Source organism: Corallococcus silvisoli (genome assembly GCF_009909145.1).
GTDB lineage: Bacteria > Myxococcota > Myxococcia > Myxococcales > Myxococcaceae > Corallococcus > Corallococcus silvisoli.
In genome coordinates, this window is the sequence record NZ_JAAAPJ010000019.1 from 36309 (window position 1) to 62465 (window position 26157).

General features: G+C 70.2%; 25 protein-coding genes. 8 read left to right on the forward strand and 17 right to left on the reverse strand.

Going from position 1 to position 26157, the window contains the following annotated elements:
* The first annotated feature begins 438 nt into the window (after positions 1-438).
* Positions 439-648, forward strand: a complete 210-nt coding sequence (locus GTY96_RS30840; RefSeq protein WP_143904944.1) for a TIGR04563 family protein — start codon at positions 439-441, stop codon at positions 646-648.
* A gap of 7 nt (positions 649-655) precedes the next feature.
* A complete protein-coding gene (locus GTY96_RS30845; protein ID WP_143904943.1) occupies positions 656-937 on the forward strand; it encodes a TIGR04563 family protein in 282 nt (93 codons plus the stop codon).
* Between the two features lie 44 nt (positions 938-981).
* Here the strand turns inward: GTY96_RS30845 and GTY96_RS30850 are convergent, their stop codons facing one another.
* Positions 982-1812 (reverse strand): 5'-nucleotidase C-terminal domain-containing protein, encoded by an 831-nt coding sequence (locus GTY96_RS30850; RefSeq protein WP_143904942.1) that lies wholly within the window; start codon positions 1810-1812, stop codon positions 982-984.
* Entirely contained in the window at positions 1812-5108 is a 3297-nt protein-coding gene (locus tag GTY96_RS30855; protein ID WP_201756554.1) for a TonB-dependent receptor plug domain-containing protein, read from the reverse strand. Before GTY96_RS30855 ends, GTY96_RS30850 begins: the two co-directional genes overlap by 1 nt.
* 112 nt (positions 5109-5220) lie before the next feature.
* Between GTY96_RS30855 and GTY96_RS30860 the strand changes: the two genes are divergently transcribed.
* A complete protein-coding gene (locus GTY96_RS30860; protein WP_143904940.1) occupies positions 5221-6780 on the forward strand; it encodes a ChaN family lipoprotein in 1560 nt (519 codons plus the stop codon).
* A gap of 86 nt (positions 6781-6866) precedes the next feature.
* Here the strand turns inward: GTY96_RS30860 and GTY96_RS30865 are convergent, their stop codons facing one another.
* The 7 genes from GTY96_RS30865 to GTY96_RS30895 all read right to left on the reverse strand — a co-directional run bounded on the left by GTY96_RS30865 (position 6867) and on the right by GTY96_RS30895 (position 11986).
* Positions 6867-7262 (reverse strand): LysM peptidoglycan-binding domain-containing protein, encoded by a 396-nt coding sequence (locus tag GTY96_RS30865; protein ID WP_143904939.1) that lies wholly within the window; start codon positions 7260-7262, stop codon positions 6867-6869.
* A gap of 146 nt (positions 7263-7408) precedes the next feature.
* A complete protein-coding gene (locus GTY96_RS30870; RefSeq protein ID WP_143904938.1) occupies positions 7409-8359 on the reverse strand; it encodes a hypothetical protein in 951 nt (316 codons plus the stop codon).
* Between the two features lie 83 nt (positions 8360-8442).
* The gene (locus GTY96_RS30875) at positions 8443-8829 is read right to left on the reverse strand and encodes a hypothetical protein (protein ID WP_161666588.1); all 387 of its coding nucleotides are present in this window, start codon (positions 8827-8829) and stop codon (positions 8443-8445) included.
* A 129-nt stretch (positions 8830-8958) separates the two neighbouring features.
* Positions 8959-9510, reverse strand: coding sequence for a hypothetical protein (locus GTY96_RS30880; RefSeq protein WP_143904936.1), 552 nt, complete (start codon positions 9508-9510; stop codon positions 8959-8961).
* Between the two features lie 91 nt (positions 9511-9601).
* Positions 9602-10396 (reverse strand): class I SAM-dependent methyltransferase, encoded by a 795-nt coding sequence (locus GTY96_RS30885; RefSeq protein ID WP_201756555.1) that lies wholly within the window; start codon positions 10394-10396, stop codon positions 9602-9604.
* Positions 10386-11162 (reverse strand): SDR family NAD(P)-dependent oxidoreductase, encoded by a 777-nt coding sequence (locus GTY96_RS30890; RefSeq protein ID WP_161666589.1) that lies wholly within the window; start codon positions 11160-11162, stop codon positions 10386-10388. The genes GTY96_RS30885 and GTY96_RS30890 overlap by 11 nt, the downstream gene beginning before the upstream one ends.
* A 197-nt stretch (positions 11163-11359) precedes the next feature.
* The gene (locus GTY96_RS30895) at positions 11360-11986 is read right to left on the reverse strand and encodes a TetR/AcrR family transcriptional regulator C-terminal domain-containing protein (protein ID WP_161666590.1); all 627 of its coding nucleotides are present in this window, start codon (positions 11984-11986) and stop codon (positions 11360-11362) included.
* Positions 11987-12077: 91 nt separating this feature from the next.
* Between GTY96_RS30895 and GTY96_RS30900 the strand changes: the two genes are divergently transcribed.
* Positions 12078-13544: an FAD-dependent monooxygenase gene (locus GTY96_RS30900; RefSeq protein ID WP_161666591.1), complete on the forward strand. Its 1467-nt coding sequence runs from the start codon at positions 12078-12080 to the stop codon at positions 13542-13544.
* A 66-nt stretch (positions 13545-13610) separates the two neighbouring features.
* Here the strand turns inward: GTY96_RS30900 and kce are convergent, their stop codons facing one another.
* The 5 genes from kce to kamD are packed head-to-tail and all read right to left on the reverse strand — an operon-like array spanning position 13611 to position 17646.
* Positions 13611-14438 (reverse strand): 3-keto-5-aminohexanoate cleavage enzyme, encoded by an 828-nt coding sequence (gene kce / locus GTY96_RS30905; RefSeq protein WP_143904932.1) that lies wholly within the window; start codon positions 14436-14438, stop codon positions 13611-13613.
* Complete coding sequence (gene kal / locus GTY96_RS30910; RefSeq protein ID WP_221938248.1) at positions 14435-14833, reverse strand: 3-aminobutyryl-CoA ammonia lyase; 399 nt, start codon at positions 14831-14833, stop codon at positions 14435-14437. The genes kce and kal overlap by 4 nt, the downstream gene beginning before the upstream one ends.
* On the reverse strand, positions 14830-15615 hold the full coding sequence (gene kamE, locus GTY96_RS30915; protein ID WP_143904931.1) for a lysine 5,6-aminomutase subunit beta: 786 nt from the start codon (positions 15613-15615) through the stop codon (positions 14830-14832). The genes kal and kamE overlap by 4 nt, the downstream gene beginning before the upstream one ends.
* 4 nt (positions 15616-15619) lie before the next feature.
* Positions 15620-16099 (reverse strand): hypothetical protein, encoded by a 480-nt coding sequence (locus GTY96_RS30920; protein ID WP_143904930.1) that lies wholly within the window; start codon positions 16097-16099, stop codon positions 15620-15622.
* Positions 16096-17646 (reverse strand): lysine 5,6-aminomutase subunit alpha, encoded by a 1551-nt coding sequence (gene kamD, locus GTY96_RS30925; protein ID WP_143904929.1) that lies wholly within the window; start codon positions 17644-17646, stop codon positions 16096-16098. The genes GTY96_RS30920 and kamD overlap by 4 nt, the downstream gene beginning before the upstream one ends.
* Positions 17647-18001: 355 nt before the next feature.
* On the opposite strand from kamD, the gene GTY96_RS30930 reads away from it, so the two are divergent.
* From GTY96_RS30930 to GTY96_RS30940, 3 genes are all read left to right on the forward strand, one after another.
* Positions 18002-19546: a catalase gene (locus GTY96_RS30930; RefSeq protein ID WP_161666592.1), complete on the forward strand. Its 1545-nt coding sequence runs from the start codon at positions 18002-18004 to the stop codon at positions 19544-19546.
* Between the two features lie 105 nt (positions 19547-19651).
* Entirely contained in the window at positions 19652-20260 is a 609-nt protein-coding gene (locus GTY96_RS30935) for an ankyrin repeat domain-containing protein (RefSeq protein ID WP_143904927.1), read from the forward strand.
* 265 nt (positions 20261-20525) lie between these two features.
* A complete protein-coding gene (locus tag GTY96_RS30940; RefSeq protein WP_328701068.1) occupies positions 20526-22265 on the forward strand; it encodes a glycosyl hydrolase family 18 protein in 1740 nt (579 codons plus the stop codon).
* On the opposite strand, the gene kdd is transcribed toward GTY96_RS30940, so the two are convergent.
* Genes kdd through GTY96_RS37325 form a run of 3 tightly spaced genes read right to left on the reverse strand, consistent with a single transcriptional unit; the run spans position 22262 to position 25367 of the window.
* Entirely contained in the window at positions 22262-23293 is a 1032-nt protein-coding gene (gene kdd / locus GTY96_RS30945; RefSeq protein ID WP_143904925.1) for an L-erythro-3,5-diaminohexanoate dehydrogenase, read from the reverse strand. The genes GTY96_RS30940 and kdd overlap by 4 nt on opposite strands.
* Positions 23294-23305: 12 nt before the next feature.
* Positions 23306-24313: an alpha/beta hydrolase gene (locus GTY96_RS30950; RefSeq protein ID WP_161666593.1), complete on the reverse strand. Its 1008-nt coding sequence runs from the start codon at positions 24311-24313 to the stop codon at positions 23306-23308.
* A gap of 34 nt (positions 24314-24347) precedes the next feature.
* Positions 24348-25367 carry a uracil-DNA glycosylase gene (locus GTY96_RS37325; RefSeq protein ID WP_161666594.1) on the reverse strand — a complete coding sequence of 340 codons (1020 nt, stop codon included), beginning with the start codon at positions 25365-25367 and terminating at the stop codon, positions 24348-24350.
* Between the two features lie 225 nt (positions 25368-25592).
* Between GTY96_RS37325 and GTY96_RS30960 the strand changes: the two genes are divergently transcribed.
* Complete coding sequence (locus GTY96_RS30960; protein ID WP_143905119.1) at positions 25593-26156, forward strand: NADPH-dependent FMN reductase; 564 nt, start codon at positions 25593-25595, stop codon at positions 26154-26156.
* Position 26157 lies beyond the last annotated feature (1 nt).

Here is a 26157-nt window from a genome sequence, read left to right on the forward strand (position 1 = left end):
CCGGGTTACAGAGTCGCGGTGGCAGGAAGGCGTGGGGATGGATTCCATGATCCCCACAACGGATGGACGCGGGGCGGAAATAGAACGGCGCCTCACGGTTGTTGGCTGGACGTTCTGGACTTCATGACGTTGGGCCTAGGGGTCCCCCCCCTCCCCCTCTGGGCCCACGGGGCCGCTTGGAGATTCGCTCCTGGCGGTCCCTCTTTCCGAAACGCCCCGGCTTCCCTCGTGGAGGCCGGGGCGTTTGCTTTTTTCGCGCGCCACGCTCTTTTTCACCGGCACACCGCACGTCCGCGCCATGCAATGTCGGAAGCGGAGCGTTCAGCCCGCGTGCGCACGAACGAGTGCTCCGAAACCGTTGACCCTTCAGGGAGTCTGTCGGATAACCGCTCCGGTGTGTTCAGGTCGTCACCTCGAATCCGCCCCGGAGACCCAGGTATGGCAGGCACCGACAAGCGCAAGCAGTCGCTGTACTTCCCCGAGGAGATGCTGAAGGAGATCCAGGAGGAGGCGAACCGGCAGGACCGTTCGCTCTCGTGGGTGGTGCAGCAGGCCTGGAAGATCGCTCGCGACCGCATCAAGTCGTTCCCCGCGGTGAACGACGTCACTGGCGATGAGCGCCAGGACCCGCGCGAAGAAAGGCCGTAGTCAGGCAATGGCCACCACGGATCATCGCAAGCAGTCACTCTATTTTCCCGAGGACATGCTGGAAGAGATCCAGCGCGAGGCGACGCGGCAGGACCGTTCCCTGTCGTGGATCGTCCAGCAGGCGTGGAAGGTCGCCCGCACCGACATCCGTCGGATGCCCTCGGTCAACGACGTGTTGGGCCCCCTGCCGCCACGGCCGGCGGCCCCCGTGGCGTCTGCCGCCGCTGCCGCTCCCGCGGCGGTGGTGGCCAGCGCCCCGGCCTCCTCGGACGAGCCCTCCAAGACGTAAGGGCCCTTCCGCCCCCGGCCCCGGAAGTCCGCACCCGCGTGGAGTCAGCGCGGCGCGGGCCGGGAGGGCCGGGCACAGTTGTCGAAGATGACGCGCGGGGCTTCCTTCAGCGCCTGGACCGGGCTGGGGTAGGTGCTCTTCATGTACGCCGCCGTGATGTTCGCGTCGGTGCCGCCCAGCTTTCGCGCCTGCACCGGGTTCCTGTCGGGGTCCTGTCCCGCGTTGCCCAGGATGCCACCGTAGCCGTCGCCCCCCTTCAGCAAGAACGTGGACATCGCCACGCGGTAGCGGATGGACGCGTCGTCACGCGCGGGCAGGGACACGGCGCGGCCCTTCACGCGCAGCTCCTTCACGCGCTGACCCGCGGGCCGCGCGCAGTCCACCCGCAGCGTGGTGCCGTCGGACACGTGGAGGAAGGCGCCGGACGGCGACACGATGGCCTGCCCTTCCACGGCCAGCGTCTCCACGGCGTGTTCGAACAGGGCCACGAGCTGCTTCTCCGTGAGGTCCACGGTCACGACGAGGTTCTCGAAGAGGATGACCTCGTGGAGGACGCCGTCGGTGAGCGCCCCCGGGCGCAGCGACGTGCGGGTGACGCACAGGCCCTCGTCGCGCAGCGAGCCGCCGTTGATGATGCCCAGCTCGGTGGGCTTCGCGGCGCCGTCCTCGGCGTGGAGGAAGGCGTCCGCGGCCAGCTGTCCCAGCGCGTTGTTGTCGTGGCGGGTGAACGCCTTGTCCAGGAGGACCTCCTCGCCCAGGTAGCCGACGACGGCGTCGGGGTCGTCCACCAGGGGGGCGCAGGAATCGTTGTAGGCGAGGCACCCGGGCAACAGCGTGAGCCCGGCGAGCGCGGCGGCGAGGAAGCGGCGGTCCATCAGTAGAAGGCCCTCAGCGTGAGGTAGCCGGACACGCCCTCGCGCGGCAGGAGCGCGGTGATGCGGTCGGGGCGGGGCACGTCGTCGCGCAGGTCGTGGTCGAAGAGGTTCTGCGCGAACAGCGTCACCTCGAAGTGGTCCCAGATGGGTTCGGTGCGCAGCTGCGCGGTGATGAGGCTGTAGGCGGGAATCTTGTAGCGGCGGATGAGCTCCAGCGTGGAGCGGCTGTTGTTGCGGCGCTCGGCGCCGGAGCGCACCACCACGTCCAGGTTCACCCAGTCCCCCAGGGGCATGGACACGCCCGCGTTGAAGCGCGCCTGGGGCACGTCGGTGAGCAGCCGGGCCTGGTCCGGCAGCTCCAGGTCCTGCGCGCGCGACAGGCTGGCGTTGACCCACGCGGCGGCGCGCTTCGACGCTTCCAGGCGGGCCTCGGCCTCCACGCCGTACACGCGCACGCCCAGCTCGCGGTTGCGCAGCGGGACGATGTTGCCGCTGGTGTCCACCGGCGTGATGGGCGACGCGAAGTTCTGGAGGAACGCGTTGGCGCGCACGCGCACGCGGGTGTCGCCAGCGGCCTGGACCAGGTCCGCGCCCAGCTCGAAGGTGTCCACGGTGGTGGGCTGCAGGAGCGGGTTTCCCTCGAAGCGGCCCTGGTTGTAGTCGGTGTCGGGGATGCGCTCGACCAGCTCCTGGGGCGTGGGCGGGCGGAAGGCGCGGCCGTAGAGGGCCTTGAGCACGAGCGCGTCCGTCGCGGCGATGACCAGGCCCACGCGCGGGTTGACGCGCACCACCGTCTTGCGGCCGTCGAGCACGCCCTGGTCGTTCACGTCGGGCAGCTGGGTGGCGTCCACACGCAGGCCGAAGGTGAGCGTGAGCGCGGAGAGCAGGGTCCACTGGTCCTGCGCGGACACGCCCAGGTTGAGGCGGCGGGAGGCCGCGCCATCGGCGAGCTGGGTCAGGTCCACGAGGCCCTCGGGCGCGGCGGGGCTGGGGCGCAGGCGGCCGTCGAGCGTGTAGTTCGTCGTGTAGTCGTAGCTGGCCAGGGACTGCTGTTCGGCGACGAAGCCGAGGGTGAGGTGGTTCTCCTTCGCGAGCGCGAGGTCCGCGTCCACGGAGGCCGTCACCGTGCGCACGGTGACGCTCGTCTCCTCCTGGAGTCCCTGCGGGAACAAGCGATCCGCGCCCTCGCCGGTCCGGAAGCCCCTGGGCGTGAGCTGGAAGCGGCGGTCGGTGGACTGTTGATCGAAGCCCAGCCGGGCCCGCACCTGCCCTCCGTCGGACAAGGGCCGGTCCCAGGTGAGGTCGGCGAGGAGCACGTTCCAGGACAGCGCCGAGTCATTGCCCACGGTGTCGAACAGCCCCACGAGGGCATCGCGCTTCTCCGCGAGGTAGCGCGCGCTGACCCCCACGCGTCCGGCGCTGTCCAGGCCGTAGGACACGCCCGCGCCGGCATTGACGAGGAAGCGGCCGTCGCTCGTGCGGCCCGCGGGGTCATCCACGTCACGCAGGCCCTGGTCCACGGCTTCGGCGTCGAGCGCGTCGTGGTCGATGATGAGCGAGTCACCCTCCTGGGTCCACAGGTCCAGGTCCGCGAAGAGGCGCAGATCGCCCGAGGTATGCGCGGCGGCCAGGTGGCCGTCGGTGGAGAGCGCGAGCCGGCCATCATCGCGAGGGACGCCGCCGGTGGTGATGGCACCGCGCACGCCGTCGGCGTGGTTCATCACCAGGTTGACGACGCCCTGGAAGGCGCCGGCGCCGTAGATGGCGGAGCCGGGCCCGCGGATGACCTCGATGCGCTCCAGGTTCTCCACCGGGAGGTTCATCAGCGCCTTGCCGTCGAAGAAGTTGTTGAGGCGGTGGCCGTCCAGGAGGAAGAGCACCTCCGCGTCGTTGCGCAGGCCCCGGATGGCGGTGCGGTGGAAGCCCTGCACGTCGCGGCTCACGGACACGCCCGGCACGACGTCCAGCACGTCCGCCACCGTGCGGGCGCCGAGCGCGCGCATCTGCGAGCGATTGAAGGAGGCACCGATGGCCGGCACGGTGCGGACGGCTTCCTCCTGGAGTGTCGTCACCGCGAGCACGTCCTCGGCGCTGTAGAGCGCCAGGTCGTCCTCCATCGACGTGCGGCCAGAGGCAGCGGGTTCGCGGGAGGAGGCAGGCGCACGGGCTGTGCCACCCCGGGTGTCCGGAGGAAGGTCCGCGTTGAGCGCGGCCATCGCGTCGTCCGAGTCCGATGCGCGGGAGGTTCGAGAGGAAGACCGCGCGTCCGAGCGGGCCGGGGCGCGCGCGTCGGCCGCATCCGGGCGCACCGTGGAACGAGCATCCCCTGCCTCCACGCGAGCCGAGGAACGCGCGTCAGGGGTCTCCGGGCGGGTCGAGGAGCGTGTATCCGCGCCGCTCGTGCGGCCCGAGGCGCGCGGGTCGGCTGCCTCCGGGCGGGTCGCGGAGCGTGTATCCGCGCCGCTCGTCCGGGCCGAGGCGCGCGGGTCGGAAGCCTCCGAGCGAACCGTGGAGCGCGCGTCCCCTCCCTCCGCGCCGTTTGACGTCCGCGCGTCGGTGGTTCCCGCGCGGGTCGTGGACCGCGGATCGGTCGCTTCCGTGCGCGTCGAGGAACGCGAGTCCGGACCGCCAGGAGAACGGGGGTCCGTACCCTCCGTGCGGCTTGCTGCGCGTGGGTCGGACGCATCCGGGCGGGGCGCCGCGCGGACCTCCGTGGCGTCCGTGCGTGAGCCGCCCCTCGCACCGGACATCCCCGTGGTCACCGGGGCCTGGGCGCCTCGTGGACCCGAGGCCCCCTCGCTGTTCTCCGCCCCGCCCGAGGGCGGAGAGAAGGCATCGATGTTGGGCGCGGACCGCGAGTCCTCACCGGCCCCCCTGCGTCCACCTGACGAGGCGCGGACGGCCGGTGGCTCCGGGGCCTGCGCTCCAACGACGACCCGCGCGGGCCGGAGCGCGGACATGAAGAGCGGCGTGCGCTCGCCATTCAGCATCGAGGCCTCGACGAAGTACTCCACGCCGGGCGGCACCATGTGCTCTGCCGGAATGACGGCGCGGTACAGGTCCCCGTACTGCCGCTCCATCACGACCTGGATGTACGGCTCTCCGGGACCTCGGTAGCGGACGAAGACCTCCAGCACCTTGCCGCCGTCCACCAGCGTCGCGTCCAGTTGGAGGGGCTGACGAACCTCCGCGCGCGGCGGTGACGCGTGCAGCAGCGCAGGCTCCTGCGCGTGAACGGAGGCCGCGACGAACACCACGGCGCAGAGGATGAGCGTGCGAGGAAGTGCGGTCCGCAAGATTGACAGCGATGGTCCGTTGCAGGGCCATGCGAGTCAAGCAACACACCCGTTCGCTTCCCGCTGATTTTTTGCCGGCCCTGCGAGCGCATGCGACGGTGCCTCCCGCTCCATGCGCGCGTCGCTTGCCCTTCACCTCGCCCTCTTCCGTCGCCAACGCGCCCAGATTGCCCGGGTGGTCGAAGGCCGCACCGAAGCCTTCCGCGCCTACGAGGCCCGCTACCGCCGGCGCACGAGCGCCTATCAGCGCGTGGTGCCCCTGACCCACGTGCACCAGCGCATCGCGGCGTCGGACCTCGTCTACGTCGGTGACTATCACACGCTGCCCCTCGCGCAGCAGACGTACCTGGACCTCGCCGAGCGCGCCCTCGCCTCCGGACGCCGCGTCGTGCTGGCGCTCGAGTGCGTGGAGGGCCGGCACCAGGCGGCCCTGGACGCGTACCTCGCGGGGCGCATGCCGGAGCGCACGCTCCTGTCACGCCTGGGCCATGGCCCTACCCCGGGCTTCGGTCCCGGCGCCGGCATCCGCGCCGTGCTGAGCTTCGCGAAGCGCCTCAAGCTCGAGGTCGCCGCCATCGACCGTCGGGCCCAGGGAGAGCGCTCGCTCGCGCTGCGCGACGCCTTCGCCGCCGAACGCATCGCCCGCGTGGCCCGAGCGGAGGACGTCCCGCTGGTGATGGTGCTGGTCGGCCAGTTCCACGCCGCCCCCTGTCACCTGCCCGCGCAGGTGGAGCGCGCCCTGGGTGACGCCCACCCGCGCCGGAGCCTCGTCGTGTACCAGAACGCGGAGGGCCTCTGGTGGCGGCTCGCGCGAGAGGGCCGGCTGGGCGACGCGGAGGCCGTGGAGCTGGCGGACGGCGCGCTGTGCCTGATGAACGCCTCGCCCGTCCTCTGTCAGCAGAGCTTCCTGGACTACCTGGAGGCCGAAGGCGACGACGCGCCCCTCCTGGACCGCAGCGCCGCGGAGCGCTTCCGCGAGATGGCGGAGCTCATCGGCCGGCTCGCCGGCGTGCCCGTGGGCCGCGAGCTGGACTCCGTCGAAGTGACCACGGCCGCGGACGGAGACGTGCTCGCGCGCATCCGCCGGCGCGGCCGCTTCACCCAGGCGGAGCTGTCCCAGCTGCGCAAGCACATCCTGTCGCGTGAGAGCGGCTACATCCCGCGCGCGCGCACGGCCTGGCTTGCGTCGCTGTCGCTCAACCACGCCGCGGAAGAAGCCGCCCACTTCGTGCGCCACTGCGCCGTGGGCGACGCCATGGACGCCCCCCGCGGCGCGTCCGAGGCCTTCTACGCACGCTGCCTGGAAGAGGCCCTGGGCTTCTTCGGCTCCAAGCTGGTCAACCCGCGCCGCACCTGCCCCACGGTCGCGGAGTGGGCGAAGCGGTTCGGTGAGTCCAGGGGCCTGGAGCGGCAGACCGCCGCCTTCGTCCTCGCCCACAAGGCCACGGAGTCCGAGGCCCCCGACGAGGCCGTGAAGCTCCTGCCCCTGCGCCGCGACCGCCTCTTTCACGGCGTCAGCCACGCGCTCGGCTACCTGCTGGGCGACAGCCTCTACCGGGCCTTCGACGCCGGACAGGTGGACACCGCCGACATCCGCGCCCTCTTCCGCGACCCGCTCGACGATCCCCGGGCCGCGTACCTCGCCTGGGCCGCACGCCTTCGCGGCGTCTGATCCACCCCCTCCGCCGGGGAGCACTCCCCGGCAACGCCGACGGTCCACGAGCAGCACGACCGCCGGCGGCGGGAGCACGGCGCGACTCAGGCCTTGTTGACGATCGTCTTGGGCGGCAGCTTGAGCACCTGGCCCACCTTGATGTGGTCCGGGTCCTTGAGCTGGTCCTTGTTGGCCTCGAAAATCTTCGTGTACAGCTTCATGTCACCGTAGATGTCACGGGCCAGCTTGCTGAGCGTGTCGCCGGACTTCACGGTGTGCACGCCGTAGGGCTCGGCATGGGTCACGGTGAGCATGACCATGACCTCGTCGTTCCACTTCGGGTGCTTCGCCTTGATCTGATCCCACATGCGATCGCGGTCGAAGGCGTGTTCGACCGAGCCCTTGATGATGAGCTTGCCGTTCTCCTCGCGGGTCTCGATCCGCGCGCCCACGTTCTTCGCCACGTCCAGCACGTCCTGGTAGTCGCTCTGCAAGGCCATCGCGTCCTCCTGGGGGACACGGGGGACATGCGGTCGCGACTGGCAGCCCCCGTGAGGCCGCGAACTCTAGGCCCGGGGCCCGGGGGGCCTGACGGGCGCGGGCGACAGGGCTGGTGGAAGCTCAACAGTGCGGCGTCAGGAGCTGTTCACAGCACCACGTCCGAGCCCTCCTCCGTCTCGGACTTCAGGGCCTCGGGCGGAGCGAAGGTGCCGTCCGGACGCAGCTCACGCAGGACCTCTTCGCGGCTCAAGCGCACGGCGCGGATGGTGCCGTCGGTCGACAACGCGTAGACGCAGTCCTGGTCGGCCGCGCCCACGAACAAGCCGCCCAGGGACGGATAGAGCATCACCAGCGCGAGCTCCGTCTCCAGCGGTCCCGGGAAGAGCACGTGGGCGTGCGCGGAGAACGGTGGCCGCTCCCCGTCCGGGTCCGGCGCGACGGACACGGGGATGAGGCCCTGGTGAAGCGGCAGCTCCTGGAGCTTCTGGCGGCCGTCCTTGCTGAAGCGGAAGCGGAAGTCGCCGCCCAGCAGGTACAGGTTCGAGTCGTCGAAGCCCTGGAGCACATACACGGTGATGCCGTCGTCCTCCTCCACCACGACGGGGTTGAGCTGCTTGCGGCCGTGCACCTGGAAGACGCGCTCACAGGCGGTGCTCACGGCGCGAGCCAGGGCCTCCATGCCCTCGGGGAGAGATTCGACGGGGAAGTCCTCCATCTCACCGGAGAACTCGATGGGCGCGCGGTACGCATACGCCGGGACGAACACGTCCTGGGGGTTGAACCGGCCGAACACGGAGTACCAGGCGTTGCCGCGCGGCACGGTGAAGAACCAGTTCATCCGCGTGCGGTCCAGGTCCGGGCGCGTGAGCAGCAGGTCCGTGGCGCGGATCGCGCCCTGCTCGGACTCGACGATGTAGCGCGCGCGCTTCTGCACTCGCTGCAGCTCCGCATCCGCCACCAGCACCACCGGCGGCGCGTCCACGTCCACGTCCGGAGCCGACGCCGGGGCCTGCGTCACCGGCCCTTGCGTCGCGCCGGAGTGCGCACGGCAGCCTGCGATCAGGGCCACGACGGCGACAAGGAGACTGCGAAGCATGGGGACTCCCACGGGACGAAGGGGCCCACCCAGTCTGTGCTGGCCAGGGCCCTCCCGTCACGTCCCCCGTTCACGGCGGGACCTCAGGCGCCCTGCTGCGTGGGCGCCAGCGCGGCCTTGATCTTCTCGTGCAGCGCGCGGCGGCGCTCCTTGAACTGCGCGCGGGTGGCTTCATCCACCTGCCCGTTGCTGGAGGCGCGCGCGGCCTTCATCTCCTCGTGCAGCTGGCGCGCCTCGGCCTTGAAGCCATCCGCCTGGGCCTGCGTCAGGCGGCCCTCCGCCACCTGCTTATCCAGCCGGTGCTCCATGCGGCCGAACTTGTGGCCCCCGTGCCTGCCCCCCTGCCCTCGCTCGCACTGGCCCGCCTGCTTGGGCGCGGACTGCGTCGTCGGGGCGGTCTGGGCGAACACGGGCACGGCGAACAGCAGCGAGGCGACGGCGGTACCGCGAAGAATGGACTTCAGCGACATGGTGGTGGACTCCAGGTTCGGGTCAGGAGCGCGCTGGAAGCAGCCGTGCAGGCCTGCTCCCATCGCCCTCTGACACTCGAAACCCCGGAGCCCCCCAAAGGTTAAAGCGCGCTCCGGACGCCGAGCGGCCTACTCGCAGTCATCCATGCTGTAGTTGAAGTCCTGGCGCGGCGTGTGGCCCGGGTCCTGGTTGATGGCCGCGATGCTCAGGTCCGTGTACGACACCGTCTGCGTGCCGCCGATGACCATCTGCGTGCGCTGCACGCGCGTGGTGGACAACACCACCTTGCCCGTCGTGCCGTTCGGCTCGATGCGGAAGCAGTTCAGGATGCGCGGATCCACCGTGGACCGGTTGCACTGCGTGTACTGCCCCAGCACCACGCGCTGCTCGTACGTGCAGCGACAGTCCCAGGGGTCATACGCCTCGCGCACCGTGGCCGCCTCGTACCCCGTCGCCGTCTGGACGACCTCCAGGTAGCTGCCGTCCCGAGGCTCCGTGCAACGCAGCACCGTGTCGCCCACCGCGCGCTGCTTCACCTCCGCCAGCTCCGGCGCCACCGCGACCTGAGCGCCCGCCTCGAGGGCATTCAGCGGATCGCGCGAACCCGCGCCTTCACAGCCCAGGCCCAACATCGACACGCCCGCCAGCAACACCGCCGAAATACGCAGGAACCGATTCATGGATGACTCCTACAAAGGGGGGGATGTCCGGTTGGACCCGGACAGCACTCCTGTAGGCTTTTTCGGCTCCCAAGCGCAACGCACTTCTGCGTCACGAACGTGGGGCCCCCTTCACCGCGCGCGTGGCCATGAAGGTGGAGAGGAACGTGGAGAGCAGGTCCTTCTCCTCGTACCGGTCCTCGAAGAGGTGGGTGAGCACGAAGCCCGCGTCCAGCTGACCTCCCAGTTGATCCTCCAGCGAGTGGCCCACGCACAGCGGCTCGCCCTTGTCCGTGTAGCGGCGGCGCTCCTCATTGGAGAGGCTGGTGAAGTCCGAATACGGCATCGGGTACTTGAGCCGCATGACGCCCTGCTCCTCCTGCGCGGGGTCGAAGAGGTAGCGGACCGGGTTGCACAGGCCCGACAGCAGCACGCCGCCCGGGCGCAGCACGCGGTAGGCCTCGCGCCACACCGGCCGCACGTCGTCCACGAAGCAGTTGGAGCACGGGTGGAAGATGAGGTCGAAGCTGCCGTCGGCGAACGCGGAGAGGTCCTTCATGTCGCCCTCCACGAGCTTCAGCTCCAGCCCCTCGCGCTCGGCGACCTCGCGGTCCTGTCTCAGCTGCGCGGGGGAGTTGTCGAACACGGTGACGTGCGCGCCCGCCGCCGCGAGCACCGGGCACTGCTGGCCGCCCGCGCTCGCCAGGCCCAGCACGTCCCGACCGTTCAGGTCCCCGAACCACGCGCGCGGGACGGGTTTCGTGGGCGTGAGCACCACGCTCCAGTCTCCCCGGCGCGCGGCGGCGATGACCTCCGGCGACACCGGCACCGTCCACCGGTTGCCCCGGCCCACCTCGCGGTCCCACGCCTCGCGGTTGTACGCCCGCACGTCCATCTCAGCCTTCATGCAGCACCCGTCCTTCCATGCCTCCCGCCACGGTGACGACTTCCCCCGTCACGTGGCCGGAGATGCGATCCGACGCCAGCGTCACCACGACGCGCGCCACGTCCTCTGGCTGCCCCACCTTGCGCAGGGGCATCGTCCGCGTGACGCGGCCGACGAACTTCGGGTCGTCCAGCTTTTCGCGGTGGCGGTCCACCGCCGTCCAGCCCGGGCACACCACGTTGACGCGGCCCATGGGCGCGATGCGGTGCAGCTCGTTCTTCAGGCTCTTGACGAAGCCGCTCGCGAGCGCGCCCTTCGCCACGGCGTAGTCGGTGTGGCCCGCCTCCCCGAAGAGGCCCGCGGTGGAGCTGATGATGACGATGTTGCCCGTGCCCGTGGTCTCCACGTGGCGCAGGAACGCGCGGCAGCTGAGGAACACGCTGTCCAGGTTCTCCGCCAGCGTGCGGCGCCAACGCTCCAGCGACAGCTTCCACACCGGCTCGTCGGGCGCGGGCCACACGCCGGTGTTGCACACCAGCACGTCCAGCCGGCCCAGGTCCTTCACCGCCTGGGGCACCAGCGCGTCCACGTCCGCCTCCACCGTGAGGTCCGCGCGCACGGACGTGCCGCCCACCTCGCGCGCGAGCGCCGCCGCCTTCTCCTGGCTGCGGTGGTAGTGCACCGCCACCTTCGCGCCCTCGCCCGCGAACGCCCGCACCAGCGCGGAGCCGATGCCACCCGCGCCGCCCGTCACCAGCACACCCTTGCCCTGCAGCTCCGTGTCCATCGCTTCGCGACTCCTCGTGGGCTCCCGTCAGGCCGGGAGGAATGCGCGGCATGATGCCCGAGCCCGCCGGGGCGGACAGGGAGGATCCGGAGGAGTGTCGTGGGAGACGCCGCTCGCGGGGGAGCGTGACGAAATCGCCGGAGCGAACCTGACGGCGATGGGTGTCAGCCGAGCGGCGCGAGCGGGCGGACGTGCGGCTACCGCGGTGGCAGCCGGGCGCGGAGGCCGGCGACGAGCAGCTCCAACCCGAAGGCGAAGCGGCGGTCGAAGTCGCGATCCAAGATGGCGTCCACCGCGCCCGCCGCGTGGGGGTAGCGGGCCGCAGCGAGATCCCGCAGCGCCACCTCCCGCGCCTTCACCTCCGAGTCCTGTGCGATGAAGCCCTGCTCCTCGATGGTGAAGCCCAGCACGTAGTCGAGCGCGGTGAAGGCCGCCCAGCTCGCCTCCTGAGGCCCGAGCCCCGCCCGGCCCAGGGAGCCGATGACGGTGTCGGCGACACGCAGCGTGTGCTCGGACACGACGAGGGTGCCTGCGTAGACGCGCGCACCGTCTCGGTGGGACCTGAACGCGCGCCGCAGCTCCTCCGCCACGGTGCGCACCACCGGCTCCCACGGCGTCTCCGCCGTCAGCGTCGTCGCCACGTCTCGCACCAGCGAGTCCGCCATCGCGTCCAACAGGGCCTGCTTGCCCGGGAAGTGCCAGTACAGCGATGGCGCCTGGATGGAGAGCGCCTTCGCGAGCACGCGCATCGTCAGCCCCTCCAGGCCGTGCTCATCCAGCAGCGCCCACGCCGCCTCCACCACTCGCTCCCGCTGGATTCGCATGCCCCGCTCCACCCTCTCTGACTTGACAAACTAACACCGTTAGAAGATCCCTAACAACGTTAGTTTGACGCCTTCGGGCAGGAGGTCGGTCATGGCGGAAGTCCTCGAGGTAGCAGTGGTGGGAGCAGGCCCCACCGGGCTGTGGCTCGCGTGCGAACTGGCGCTGGCGGGGGTCCGGGTGGAGGTGTTCGAGCGGCGCGCGGAGCCGGTGCGAGAGTCGCGGGCCCTGACGCTGCACCCGCGTTCGCTGGAGGTGCTGGCGCTGCGAGGGCTGGAGGGGCGGTTCCTGGAGCAGGGACGTCCGCTGCCCACGGGCCACTTCGCGATGCTGGACACGCGGCTGGACTTCAGCGTCCTGGACACGCGCTTCCCTTACACGCTGTTCATCCCGCAGGCGGTGACGGAGGCGCTGTTGGAAGCGCGGGCGCGGGAGCTGGGCGTGGCCGTGCGGCGAAGCCACACCGTGGAGGCGCTGCGCCAGGAGCGCGACGGCGTGGAGCTGGAGGGCGCTGGGGACACAGGCGCGTTCCGGATCCGCGCGCGCTTCGTGGTGGGCGCGGATGGAGCCCGGAGCGCGGTGCGGAGGCTCGCGGGGATCCCGTTCCCGGGGACGGACGTGACACGCACGGCGATGTTGGGGGACGTGACGCTGGGAGCGCCGCCTTCGCAGCCCGCCATCGGCATCTCGAACGCACGGGGAGGCGTGATGGTGGTGCCCATGGCCCCGGGCATCCACCGCATCGTCGTCAATGATCCGCTCCGGGAGCAGGTGCCGCTGCGCGAGCCCGTCACGCTGGAGGAGCTGCGGGACAGCGTCACGCGCATCACGGGCAGGGACTTCGCGATGAGGGAGCCCCGGTGGCTGTCGCGCTTCGGCAACGAGACCCGGCTCGCGGAGCGCTACCGCGAGGGCCGCGTGCTGCTCGCGGGGGATGCCGCGCACATCCACTTCCCGGCCGGGGGCCAGGGCCTCAACGTCGGCCTGCAGGACGCGATGAACCTGGGGTGGAAGCTCGCGGCGGTGGTGAAGAACGGCGCACCGGAGGCCCTGCTGGACAGCTACTCGCGCGAACGCCGTCCCGTGGGTGAGGCGCTCCTGACCAACACGCGGGCGCAGACCGCGCTGATGGGCGCCACGGAGGAGACGCTGGCCCTGCGCTCGCTGCTGAGTGACCTGCTCCGTGAGCCCTGGCTGAACCGCCAGCTCGCGAACAACATTGGAGCCCTGGACGTAGGCTACGCGCCGCTGGAGGTCCCCGCGCCAGAGGTGGACACGCCCCTGCTGCCCGGCTGGAGCGGCCGCCGGCTGGCCGACATGCCCCTCCCGCAGGAGGACCGCGCGGAGGTGCCGCTCTACGCGGCGCTGCATGCCGGCCAGTGGCTGCTGCTGGGCCTGGGCACGGACAGCTCACGCCCCCTGCCCCGCTGGGAGCCCGGCTGGCGGCCCCCCGTGACACGGCTGCGGACACGAATCCCCGCCGCACGCGAAGACCTCCAGGGCCTGGGGGGAATGCTGGTGCGCCCCGACGGGCACGTCGCCTGCGCCTGGGCCGCGTGAGGCCTCCAGGAACACGAAGGCCCGGGGCGTCGTCCGCTCCCGGGCCTCGCGTAGATGCGCCCGGGCTCAGCCCAGGCGCAGCAGCTGCCGGGCCTGCTCCGGCGTCGCGGGCTCACGGCCCGCGGCGCGGGCGCGCTTCGCGGCCTCCGCCACCAGCTCGAAGTTGCCCTTCGCGAGCACGCCCTTGGACAGGTAGATGTTGTCCTCCAGGCCGACGCGCGCGTTGCCGCCGCGCTTCGCGGCCTCGTCCACGAACGGGAGCTGCTGGCGCCCCACGCCCGCCACCGTCCAGGAGCTCCCCTCCGGCAGCGAGGCGATCATGAAGTCCAGCACCTCCGGCCGCGCCTGGAGCGTGCCCGGCACGCCCAGCACGAAATCGAAGTGCGCCGGCAGCTCCACCAGCCCCTCCTTCGCCAGGTAGCGCGCCTCGTCGATCATCCCCACGTCGAAGCACTCCAGCTCCGGCTTGAGGCCAATCGCGCGGATGCGCTTCGCGATGTCGCGCACCAGCGGCCTCGGGTTCCAGAACACCTCTTCCCCGAAGTTGACCGTGCCCGTGGTCAGCGTGGCCATGTCCGGCTTGTCCGCGCCGGTGAGCGTCAGCCCGCCGCACCGCTCGTCCACGCCCATGCCTACCGCGCCTCCCGTGGACACCTGGACGAGCACGTCCGTGCGCTTGCGGATGGCGCGGATGGCCGCTCGGAACAGCTCCGCGTCCTGCGACGGCTTGCCGTCCGCCGTGCGCACATGCAGGTGCACCATGGCCGCGCCCGCCTCACGGCACTTCGCCGCGTCCTCCGCGATCTCCTCCGCGGTGATGGGCAGGTGCGGCGTCTGCTCGCGCGTCGTCTCCGCGCCCACCATCGCCGCCGTGAGGACCATGGGCCGGCTCATCGCTGCCCCCGCTGCTTGTCCTTGGGGACCACGCACGTGCCCGTCGCCCGGCACACCACCACGGCCTCCGGCAGCACATCCGCCGCCGAGTCATTCACGTCCGGACGCGGACGGATGACCTTGCGCGCCTCGAAGCGCATCTTGCGGGACGTGTTGCCCGCGCTGAGGATCTCCCCTTCCGCCTCGATGAAGTCGCCCGCGTACACCGGCGCCAGGAACTCCACGGAGTCGTAGGCGCGAAACAGGCCCTCGTCGCCGTCCGAGCGGATGCACAGCTCCGTGGCCACGTCCCCGAACAGGCCGAGCATCCGCGCCCCGTCCACCAGGTTGCCGCCGTAGTGCGCGTCATGGCTGCCCATGCGCAGCCGCAGAACCGCCTTCACGCCAGTGCTCACGTGGGTTCTCCCTGGTAGTGGGAGTCCTGGGACTCCGTGCCCTCTTTCTTCATCACCGCGTGCACGATGTAGTTCGCCACGTCCGACGGCTTGGTGCCCGGCCCGAAGCCCGCGTCGAAGCCCAGCTCCAGCGCCAGCTTGTGGTCCACGCGCGGCCCGCCCAACAGCAAGAGCGTCTTGCCGTGGATGCCGGCCGCCTTCGCCGCGTCGATGAACTGGCGCGAGTTGTCCTTGTGCACGTCGCGCTGCGTGACGACCTGCGACACCAGGATGGCGTCCGCGTGCTTCGCGGTGGCCTTCTTGATGAGGTCCTCGTTGGGCACCTGGCTGCCCAGGTTGAAGGCCTCGAAGCCCGGGTAGCGCTCCAGGCCGTAGTCGCCCGCGTAGCCCTTCATGTTCAGGATGGCGTCAATGCCCACCGTGTGCGTGTCCGTCCCGGTGCACGCTCCGAACACGACGATGCGGCGGCGCACCTTCTCCTTGATGAGCGCGTTGAGGTCGTCGAACCCCATCTTGCGCACCACCACCTCAGGCACGTCGATCTCCGCGTAGTCCAGGGCCACGCTGGAGCGGGCGTAGACGACGAAGAAGGTGTACTGGTCCGCCGCGCGTTCGGCGGCCGCCACCTTCACGTCCGTGAAGCCCATCTTCTTCGTGAACTGGGCGGCGGCCTCCTTCGCCTTCTCCGACAGCGGCACGGGCAGCGTGAACGACAGCTGCACCATCCCGTCGTCGCGACGGTCGCCGTAGGGGCGGATGATCTGCTTGCTCGGCTTCACCATCGAACTACCCCTTCTTGGGCGGCGTGAACGACACGCTGGTGCCCACCTTCTCGGCGACCTGGGCGAAACGGTCCTTCTTGCCCTGCTCCATGTAGAAGACCACCGACCACGTCGTCTTCCCGTTGCACCCCACGTACGTCACGGTGTCCACGTTGCCGCTGCCGTCCGGCGCCGCGTCCGTGTCCGTCTTCGTGGCCGCCGGCTGGCCGCCCACCTTCATCATGGTCCAGCCGTCGCCGCCGATGTTCGCGAGGATCTTCGTGCGGCACAGCTCCGCCCGCATGCCCGCGGTCTGCACCGTGCCCACGTCCACCAGGAAGTAGGCGTCACCGGAGGGCGCCAGGAACTTCTCCGTGCCGTCCATGTTGGAGCGCGTCCACGCCGCCGGAGCCTTCAGCGCGATGTTCTTCACCGTCACGCTGCTCAACGCATCCGCGCTGCCGCCCGCGGACAACATCACCGCCACAAAGGTACTCAGGATCATGACGCCTCCAGCATTTCCAGGAACGGGTTGAAGTAATCCGGCGCCTTCTCCAGCACGCCGTCCAGGCCCTTGCCACCGGTCTCCTCGCGCTTCACGTCACCGAAGCGCCCCTTGCCGATGGCGGCCACCATGCCCTCCGAGTGGCACTCGCGCAGCAGCTCCTCCGCCTTGGCGAAGACCTCGCGCGCCCGGTTGGCGATCTTCCCGTCCTCGCGGACGGTGAACTCCTCGTCGATGCCGCGCGCCGCGCGGTGGATGTACGACGCGGACTTGAGCGCCACGTACCGGTCCGCGAGCAGCGGTGTGTGCATGGCCTCCGTCATCATCCCGAGCAGCTGGATGCCCTGCCGCGTCCAGATGGCCACCAGGTCCGCCATCACGTCGTACGCGTGGCTGAAGAAGATGTCCGTCTCCTTGTGCTTCGTGGGCGGCATGTACTTGAGCGGCGCGTCCGGGAAGCAGCGGCGCACGAGCATCGCCTGGGACAGCTCCAGCAGGAGCGTGTCGTCCCGGTACGGATCGATCTCGTACGAGTGGCCAATGCCCAGCTGCCAGTCCTTCAGGCCCGCGCGCTTGGCGAAGGACTCGTTGATGAACTGGCTGGCGATCACGGTGTGGGCCGCGTCGTACGCGTCCGCGGTGGTGATGTAGTTGTCCTCGCCGGTGTTGATGATGATGCCGGCCAGGGCGCAGATGCGGCGGCTGAAGTACTGGTCGATGAACGTCCGGCGCATGTTGATGTCCCGGAACAGGATTCCGTACATCGCGTCGTTGAGCAGCATGTCCAGCTTCTCGTAGGCCGCGCAGAAGGCGATCTCCGACATGCAGAGGCCGGACGAGTAGTTGGTGAGCTGGATGTAGCGCTTGAGCTTGCGGCTCTCGTCGTCCAGGGCCTCGCGCATCACGCGGAAGTTCTCCTGGGTGGCGTAGGTGCCGCCGTAGCCCTCCGTCGTCGCGCCGTGGGGCACGTAGTCCAAGAGCGACTGCGCCGTGGAACGGATGACCGCGATGACGTCCGCGCCCGCCTGGGCCGCCGCGCGGGCCTGATCCACGTCGTCGTAGATGTTGCCGGTGGCCACGATGACGTACTTGTGCGGCGCGGGCGACATGGGGAACTGTTCGCGCAGGGCGTTGCGCTGGGCGATGCGCGCCTTCAGCTCCGTCATCGCCGCCCGGGCCTCCGCGCGCACCTCGTCGCGCAGGTTCGCCTCCATCTCCGGCGACAGGGGGCCCATCTTGTCCATGGGCAGCGCGGTGAGGCGCTCCACGGCCTCCAGCGGGCTGCGGGCGCCCAGTTGCAGCGCCCGGCCATACCAGTACGCGGCGCCCCGGTTGAGCACCCCGGCGGACTTCAGCTTGTCCACCATCAGGTTGGTGAGCGGCACGCCGCGCGCGCCCGCACCGGAGATCCCAAAGAAGCGCAGCACGGTGCGCTCATTGGAGACGGTGGTGTTGTGTTGGATGAGGTCGAAGATCGGATTGACGATCTCGGCCGCCAGCTTGCGCGCCTCGGCAATCCGCGCGTCGTCGATAAACGGGCCTGACATGCGCGCACCCTACCCGAGCCCCGCGCGCTTCGGCTCAAGAACCCGGGGCCTCCGCCCGCCAGGGGACGATGCCGCACCGCGCCTCTTGGATGGCGAGACGCATCACGCCGCGAGAGTGCGCCCCGCGCCCCGGGCGACCCCACCGAAACTTCGTTGCAGGCGCGAGTACCGAAAAATCAGGCACGAGCACCGAAAAAGCGAGGGTGCCTCCCACCCAAATGACGGTGAAAACACCGCCACGTCGGTGACAGCGGCCACACTCAACATGCCAACTTATTGAAATAACTGAAAATGAGTACGCGGCATGGGACGTGCTCTGTGGCTGCCCGCGGTCCCCGCAACCCAAGGAGTCCCCTTGAACCGACGCTCCCTGCTGCTCGCGATCCTGCTGTCTGGCACTCCCGCCCTGGCCGCCGGCAATCCTCCTCCCATCACCACCGACTCTGGCGCGCCCCTGGGCACGAACCAGAACTCCAAGACCGCGGGCCCTCGGGGCGGCGTGCTCCTGGAGGACTTCGCCCTCATCGAGAAGCTGGCGCGCTTCGACCGCGAGCGCATCCCGGAGCGCGTGGTGCACGCGCGCGGCGTGGGCGCCTACGGCACCTTCGAAAGCTACGGTGACTTCTCCGGCCTCACGCGCGCCTCCGTCTTCTCCCAGAAGGGCAAGAAGACGCCGATGTTCGTGCGCTTCTCCACGGTCATCCACCCCAGCGGTTCACCGGAGACGCTGCGCGATCCGCGCGGCTTCGCGCTGAAGTTCTACACGGACGAGGGCAACTGGGACCTGGTCGGCAACAACCTGCCCGTGTTCTTCATCCGCGACGCCATCAAGTTCCCGGACATGGTGCATTCGCTGAAGCCGTCCCCGGTCACCAACCGGCAGGACCCGAACCGCTTCTTCGACTTCTTCAGCCACCAGCCTGAAGCCACGCACATGATCACCCAGCTCTATTCGGACCTGGGCATCCCGGCGAGCTACCGGCAGATGGACGGCAACGGCGTGCACGCGTTCAAGTTCGTCAACGCCAAGGGCCAGGTGAAGTACGTCAAGTTCAACTGGAAGTCGCAGCAGGGCGTGAAGGGCCTCACCGTGGAGGAGGCCACGAAGCTGGGCGGGCAGGACTTCCAGCACGCCACGCATGACCTCTACACGAACATCCAGGCCGGCAAGTTCCCCTCGTGGGAGCTGAGCGTGCAGGTGCTGGATCCCAAGGACCTGGACGGCTTCTCGTTCGATCCGCTGGACGCGACCAAGGAGTGGCCCAAGGACAAGCTGCCGCCGGTGAAGCTGGGCAAGTTCACCCTCAACAAGATGCCGGACAACTTCTTCGAGGAGACGGAGCAGTCCGCGTTCTCCCCGGGCGTGACGCCGCCGGGCATCGAGCCGTCCGAGGACCGGCTGCTGCAGGGCCGCCTCTTCTCCTACGCGGACACGCAGCGCTACCGCATTGGCGCCAACTACCTGTCGCTGTCCGTGAACCACGCGCGCAGCGCGGTGAACAACAACAACCAGGGGGGCGCGCTGAACAGCGGCAACACGAAGTCGGACGTGAACTACGAGCCCAGCATCACGAACGAGACGTCGGACACGCCCTCCGCGCTCCTCTCCAGCGCGCCCCTGTCCGGCACCACGCAGCAGCGGGCCATCGACAAGACGGACAACTTCTCCCAGGCGGGCGCCTTCTACGCGGCGCTCGACGCGGGCGGCAAGGAGCGGCTCATCCAGAACCTGGCCGGCGACCTGGGCCAGGTGCGCGACGCGAAGGTCCGCGCGCGCATGGTCGGCTTCTTCTACACGGCCAACGCGGACTACGGCACGCGGCTGGCCAAGGCCGTGAACGTGAAGGTGGACGACGCGAAGGCCGCCATCGCGCCGCTCGCCACGCGCGACCAGCCGTGACGTAGCCCCGGGGCCCCGGAGGTCCTCCGGCGGCCCCGCCCTCCCCCTTCTTCCCGCCCCCGTCCCCGGTCCCCTTTCGGGACGGGGGCCCCTGGAGACGCCCTCATGCTTCGCAAGCTGCTGCTGGGTTCGTTGGGTCTGTTGACGCTGGTGTGCACGCTGCTCGTCGCCGCGTGGATGTCCCTGCGCGCACCGGCGGCCCCCACCGGACGACTGCTCGCCACCAGCGACGCGGAGCGCTACCTGCTCGCCGCCGCGCGCGAGGGAGAGACGGACATCGTCACCGGGCTCGTCAAGGCCGGCACGCCCGTGGAGGCCCGCGACAACCGCGGCTTCTCCCCCCTCATCCTCGCCGCCTACCACGGCCACACGGACACGGTGAGGGCGCTGCTCGCCGCCGGGGCCGACGCGTGCGCGGGCGACAACCGGGGCAACACCGCCCTCATGGGCGCCGCCTTCAAGGGCTACGCGGACGTCGTGAAGCTCCTGAACGCCCAGCCCTGCGCTGTGGACCAGACCAACCGCCTGGGCCAGACCGCCCTGATGTTCGCCGTCCTCTTCGGCCGCACCGAGGTCGCCGACGCGCTCCGCCACCGCGGCGCCTCCCCCTCCCTGCGCGACACCAGCGGCCGCTCCGCCGACGACTGGGCCCAGACCCAGGTCCCCGCGGCCCCCGTCGCGCCCGCCTCCACCCCTACGGCTCAGGTGCGCTGAAGTCCGACATCTGAAATCCCCGCGCGCCTGCTGGGTGCCTCTCACACCAGCCGTTCTTGCTGGGTGATTTCCCATCCACTGAGGTTTCGTGATTCGCTAGTGGGATGGGATTAGTCGGGTTAATACGGGAATTGCCATTCATACAAAAATACCGCATTTTTCCACTTAGGCTTGACTCGCCTGGGGGGTCCGGCCGCATAACATGCCGCGTCCTTCCAGGAGCGCAGGGATGATCAGCCATCGGGCAATGCCAGTGCGTGGGTGGGTGGGTCTGACCCTCGTGGTGATGTTGAGCGGTTGCGATTTCGGCGGGGGGCCGGACAAGCCGGAGGTGCCGCTCACGGCGCCGGAAGCCCCGAAGCAGGTGGTCGCGCAGCCGGGGGATGCGTCCGCGTTGGTGACATGGTCGGTGCCCCCCAGCGACGGTGGCAGCCCGCTGCTCTACTACGTGGTGCGCTGCGTGCCCGAGTGCGGCGGCGCGCTGGTGAAGGTGCCGGACACGCAGGCGATGGTGCGGGGCCTGAACAACGGCCTCACCTACGTCTTCAAGGTCGCGGCGGTGAACGCGATGGGCGAAGGCACCGCCTCGGTGGAGACAGACCTGGTGACGCCGCAGGCGGGGATGAGCATCCCGAACCCCACGGCGCCGGGACAGCCGCGCTCGGTGGTGCCCACCGCGGGCAATGGCCAGGCGTACGTGAGCTGGCTGGCGCCGGCGAGCTACGGCGGCCGGCCGCTGTCGTACTTCAAGGTGATGACGGAGCCGAGCGGCCGGGTGCAGCGCGTGGACGCGCCCGCGTCGGGCATGCTCATCGACGGCCTCGCGAACGGGACGGCGTACACCTTCACCGTCTGCGCGGCCAACGAGGTGGGAGAAGGCCCGTGCGTGCGCACGGCCTCGGCGGTGACGCCGCGTCCCGGGGGCGCGCCCGCCAGCTGGGTGATGGGCTACTGGGTGGGCTACCAGCGCGACCTGTACCCCGTGGACGCGGTGGACATGTCGCTGCTCACGCACGTGGTGGTGGGCCGCATCCGTCCGCGCATCGACGGCACGCTCTATACGGACTTCGACGTGGACGCCATCGAGGGTCCCAAGATGGCGAAGGCGCTGGCGCAGCGCGCGCATCAGGCCGGCAAGAAGGCGCTGCTGATGCTGGGCGGCATGGGTGAGTACGACGGCTTCAAGGCGGCGACGGAGACGCTGGAGAAGCGCCGCAACCTGGTGCGCAACATCATCAACGTGATGCGCGAGCTGGAGTTCGACGGCGTGGACGTGGACTGGGAGCCCATCCTCCTGCCGCAGGACAGCGCGCCGGTGCTGGCCCTCCTGGATGAGCTGCGCGCCGCGGATGAGAAGATCATCCTCACGGTGCCCGTGGGCTGGGTGAACTCCAACTTCACGCTGGGCAAGGTGGACGCGGAGTTCCACCGCCAGCTGGCGGCCCGCGTCGACCAGATGAACGTCATGGCCTACAAGATGAGCGGCCACTGGGGGCAGTGGGAGAGCTGGCACTCCAGCGCGCTGTTCGGTGAGAACTCCGGCCACCCCAGCTCCGTCGCCAGCTCCGTGCAGGCGTTCCTGGACGCGGGCGTCCCGCCGCAGCGCCTGGGCGTGGGCATCGGCTTCTTCGGCACCTGCTGGCAGGGCGTCACGGAGCCGGGCACGCCGCTGGACGGGCGGCCGGACGTGAAGGAGGAGCAGAGCGACAACGCGATGAGCTACGCCAACATCCAGTCGCTCTACTACTCGCCGGAGGCGTACCGCTGGGATGAGCGGGCCAAGGTGCCCTACCTCTCCTTCCCCACCGCGTTCGGCCCGCAGTCGTGCAACTACATCTCCTACGAGGACATCCCGTCCGTCACGGAGAAGGGCCGCTGGGCGCGCGAGAAGGGCCTGGGAGGCGGCATCATCTGGACCATCAACCAGGGCCACTTCCGGCAGGCCCTGGCAGGCCAGCAGGACCCGCTGATGCGGGCCACGCACACGGCCTTCCTCCAGCCCTAGACGTAGCGGGACTCGAAGAGCTGGCGCAGCGACGGTTCCGTGCGCAGGAGCTCCAGCGTGAGGGTCGCGTGGCCGGGCACGTAGCCATTGCCCACGAGCATGGTGACGTCCTTGCCCACGCCCTCCGCGCCCAGGGCCGCCGTGGTGAAGCTGGTGGCCATGGAGAAGAAGATGACCGTGCCGCCGTCCTTCACGGACAGCAGGGACGCCATCTCCGTGTTGCCCACGCTGGCGCAGTTGACGACCAGGTCGCAGAGCTGACCGTCCGTCGCCTTCCGCACGGCCTCCATCACGTCCACGCCCTGGGTGGCATCCACCTTCAGCGCCTCGTCGCACAGGCCGATGGCGGACAGCGCGTCCAGCGCCTTCTGGGAGATGTCCAGCGCGAGCAGCCGGCCGCGGCTCTCCAGGCTGCGGCGCGCCTGCGCGAGGCACAGGGCCCCGCTCTTGCCCGCGCCCAGCACCGCCACCGTCATGCCCGGGCGCACGTGGCGCGCCACCAGCGCGGGCGCGCCGCACACGTCCAGCGCCGCCAGCGACAGCGTGTCCGGCATGTCCTCCGGCAGCTTCGCGTAGATGCCGCTCGCGAAGAGCAGCGCGTGCCCCCGGATGTCCACCCGGTCGATGTCCACGTGCACCGCCTTCACCTCGTCGATGACGAGCGGCGTGAGCGTCAGGCTCACCAGGGTGGCGATGCGGTCCCCCGGCTTGAGCACGCCGTTGGCGGGGTGCTTCGCGCCCAGCTCCTTCACGCGGCCAATGAGCATCCCGCCCGAGCCGGTGACGGGGTTCTGCATCTTGCCGCGCTCGCGCACGATGTCCTGGATGCGCCCCGCGATGCGCGCGGGGTCACCGCCCACGTCGTCCTTGATCTGCTTGAAGGACGCCGCGTCGATGTTGAGGCTCTCCACGTCGATGAGCAGCTCCGCCTCGCGGCACGGCAGCGAGGGGTCCAGCTTGCGCGCGCGCTGCGGCAGTACGCCCTTCTCACCGACGACGCGCGACAATCCGTACGAATCCGTTCCCATGGCCTTCCCCCATCAGTCCTGCGTCAGGCGCGGCACCAGCACCGCGAGCGACCGCTCGAAGCGGTACGACACGCCCGAGTGCCCGTCCTCGAACTCCTCGTGCACCACGTCCACGCCGCCGCCCTTGAGGTCGTCCGCCACCATGCGCGTCCCCCAGCGCAGGTTGAACTCGTCGCGGGTGCCGGCGTCCAGATAGACGGTCTTCAGCTTGCGGAAGGAGTCCAGGAACTTGGGCACGAAGCGCACCGGGTCGTGCACCAGCCACCGGTTCCACACGTCCAGGCGCAGCCTCGCGTTGTGCTGTTCGAAGGGCAGCTCCAGGTTGAGCGGCTCGCCCTTCTTCGGCGAGTACGCCGCCGCCATCGCCAGGATGTTGATGACCGGGAAGTCGTCGCCGCGCACCTTGGTGTCGCGCGCGCGCTGACGCAGCTCCGTCACCCAGGACTCCACGCCGCCCGCCTTCAACAGCGCGGCGGCCGCCTTGGGCAGGTCGGGCATGTAGGAATACTCGAAGTAGGAGTCCGGCGCGTGCGCGCCCACCAGGGAGAAGACCTCCGGGTGGTAGCGGCCCATCACCAGCGCGCCGTAGCCGCCGGAGCTGTGGCCCACCACCGCGCGCGAGGCCGCCTTGGGCAGCGTGCGGAAGGTGCGGTCCACGAACCCGACGACGTCCTTGACCAGGTAGTCGCGGTAGCGGCCGATGGCGTCGCTGTTCACCCACTGGCTGCCGCCCAGCTTCGTCCACGCGTCCGGGAACACGCCGATGACGGGGGGAATGGCGCCCTGTTCGATGAGCGCATCCAGGCGGTCCGGCACGGAGGGCGAGAAGCCGGACGCGTTCGTCCAGGAGCCGGCGCCGTTGCCGAAGGCGTGCAGGAAGTGGACGACCGGGTAGCGCTGGGTGCCCTCGGCGTAGCCCGGCGGCAGGTACACGGTGAGCCGGCGGCGGGCCGGATCTCCCAGCGGATTGTTCTCCAGCGCGGGCGACTGCACTTCGCGCGTCTCGAGCACTCCCTTCATCGCGGTCTCTCCTGGTCGCCGTGCGCCGCGCGGTTCACGCGCTGGAGCCCGGATGCTTGCCGAACAGCTTCATCACCTGTTGCAGGTCCTCCCACGCCTTGCGCTTCTCCGCGCTGTTGCGCAGCAGGTAGGCCGGGTGGAAGGTGGGCATGAGCCGGATGCCCTCGTATTCGCGCCACGCGCCCCGCATGCGGGTGATGGGCGTGGTGTCGCGCAGCAGCGTCTGCGCCGCGAACTTGCCCAGCGCGACGATCACCTTCGGCTGGAGCGCGAGCAACTGGGAGCGCAGGAACGGTTCGCACGCGGCGATCTCGTCCGGCTCCGGGTTGCGGTTGCCCGGCGGGCGGCACTTCACGACGTTGCAGATGTAGACGTCATCGCGGGTGAAGCCCATGGCGCCGATCATCTTGGTGAGCAGGTCGCCCGCGGCGCCCACGAAGGGCACGCCCTGGATGTCCTCGTTCTCACCGGGGCCCTCGCCCACGAACACCAGGTCCGCGCGCGGGTTGCCGGAGCCGAACACGATGTTCTTGCGGCCCGTGCACAGCTTGCAGCGGCGGCAGTCGCCCAGCTCGCGGCGGATCTGATCCAACGTGGGGCGCTCGCCCTCCACGACGCCGGGCAGCGCGCCGCTGGAGCGGGGCGTCGTCCGGGGCACGTCCAACAGCATCCCCGGGGACGGCGCTGGCGCGGCGCGCGGGGCTCCCTCGTCGGCGGCCAGGGGGCGCGAGGCCATCACCGGAGGCGGAGCGGGGGGCGGGGGGCGGGGGGCGCCCAGCGGCTGCTTCATCGCGGCGTGCAGGGTGTCGCGCGAGGGGGACTCCACCGGGGGCCGGGGTGCCGGGGGGGCGACGGCCGGCTCGGGGGGCCGGGCTCGGGCGATCATCGAGCGCACCGACGAGGCGGCCGCGCGCTGCTGCTGGAGCTCGGCGGCGACCCTCGCGTCCACGAGGAGGGCGCGGCCACCGGTCTCCTCCTGCCAGAGGAGGTGGCGGCGCACGTCCTGGAGCACGTCGGCCAGCTCCTGCGCGGAATCGAGCGTGTCGTCGGTCACGGTGTTGGATCGGTAGCGGAGGGGCCGCCCCGGCGCAAGGAAGCAGCCAGGGAAGTTGCCTGTACGCTTAGCCCAGGGCCGGGTCCTCCGCCACCTTCCGAGCACAAGGGCGGCCTCTGGTCGAATCAGGACACACCCCAGGCGAACCACCTTTGCCTCCGGGAGGCCGCGCGGGAGAAGGTCCGGCGGCACGCACATGCCCTCTTTCCCAGGAGCACCGTGGATATGATCAAGGTGGCCATCGTCGTTGGTAGCACGAGGCCGGGCCGCAAGGCGGACACCGTCGCCCGGTGGGTCCATGACATCGCGAAGAAGCGCACGGACGCCACGTATGAAGTGGTCGACATCCAGGACTTCCAGCTGCCGCTGCTGGACGAACCGGCCCCCCCGTCGATGGGCAAGTACACGCAGGCGCACACCCAGAAGTGGGCCGCGACCGTCGCCGGGTATGACGCGTACGTCTTCGTCACGCCCGAGTACAACCACGGCACGTCCGGCGCGCTGAAGAACGCGCTCGATTTCGTCTACGGCGAATGGAACAACAAGGCTGCGGGCTTCGTGGGCTACGGCAGCGCGGGCGGTGTGCGCGCGGTGGAGCAGCTGCGCCTCGTCGCCGCGGAGCTCCAGCTCGCCACGGTGCGCGCGCAGGTGCAGCTGTTCCTCTCCACCGACTTCGAGCACTACACCATCTTCAAGCCGGACCCGGCCAAGGAGAAGTCGGTGAACACGCTGCTGGATCAGGTCGTCGCCTGGGGCACCGCGCTGCGGACGGTGCGCGTGAAGCCGTAGC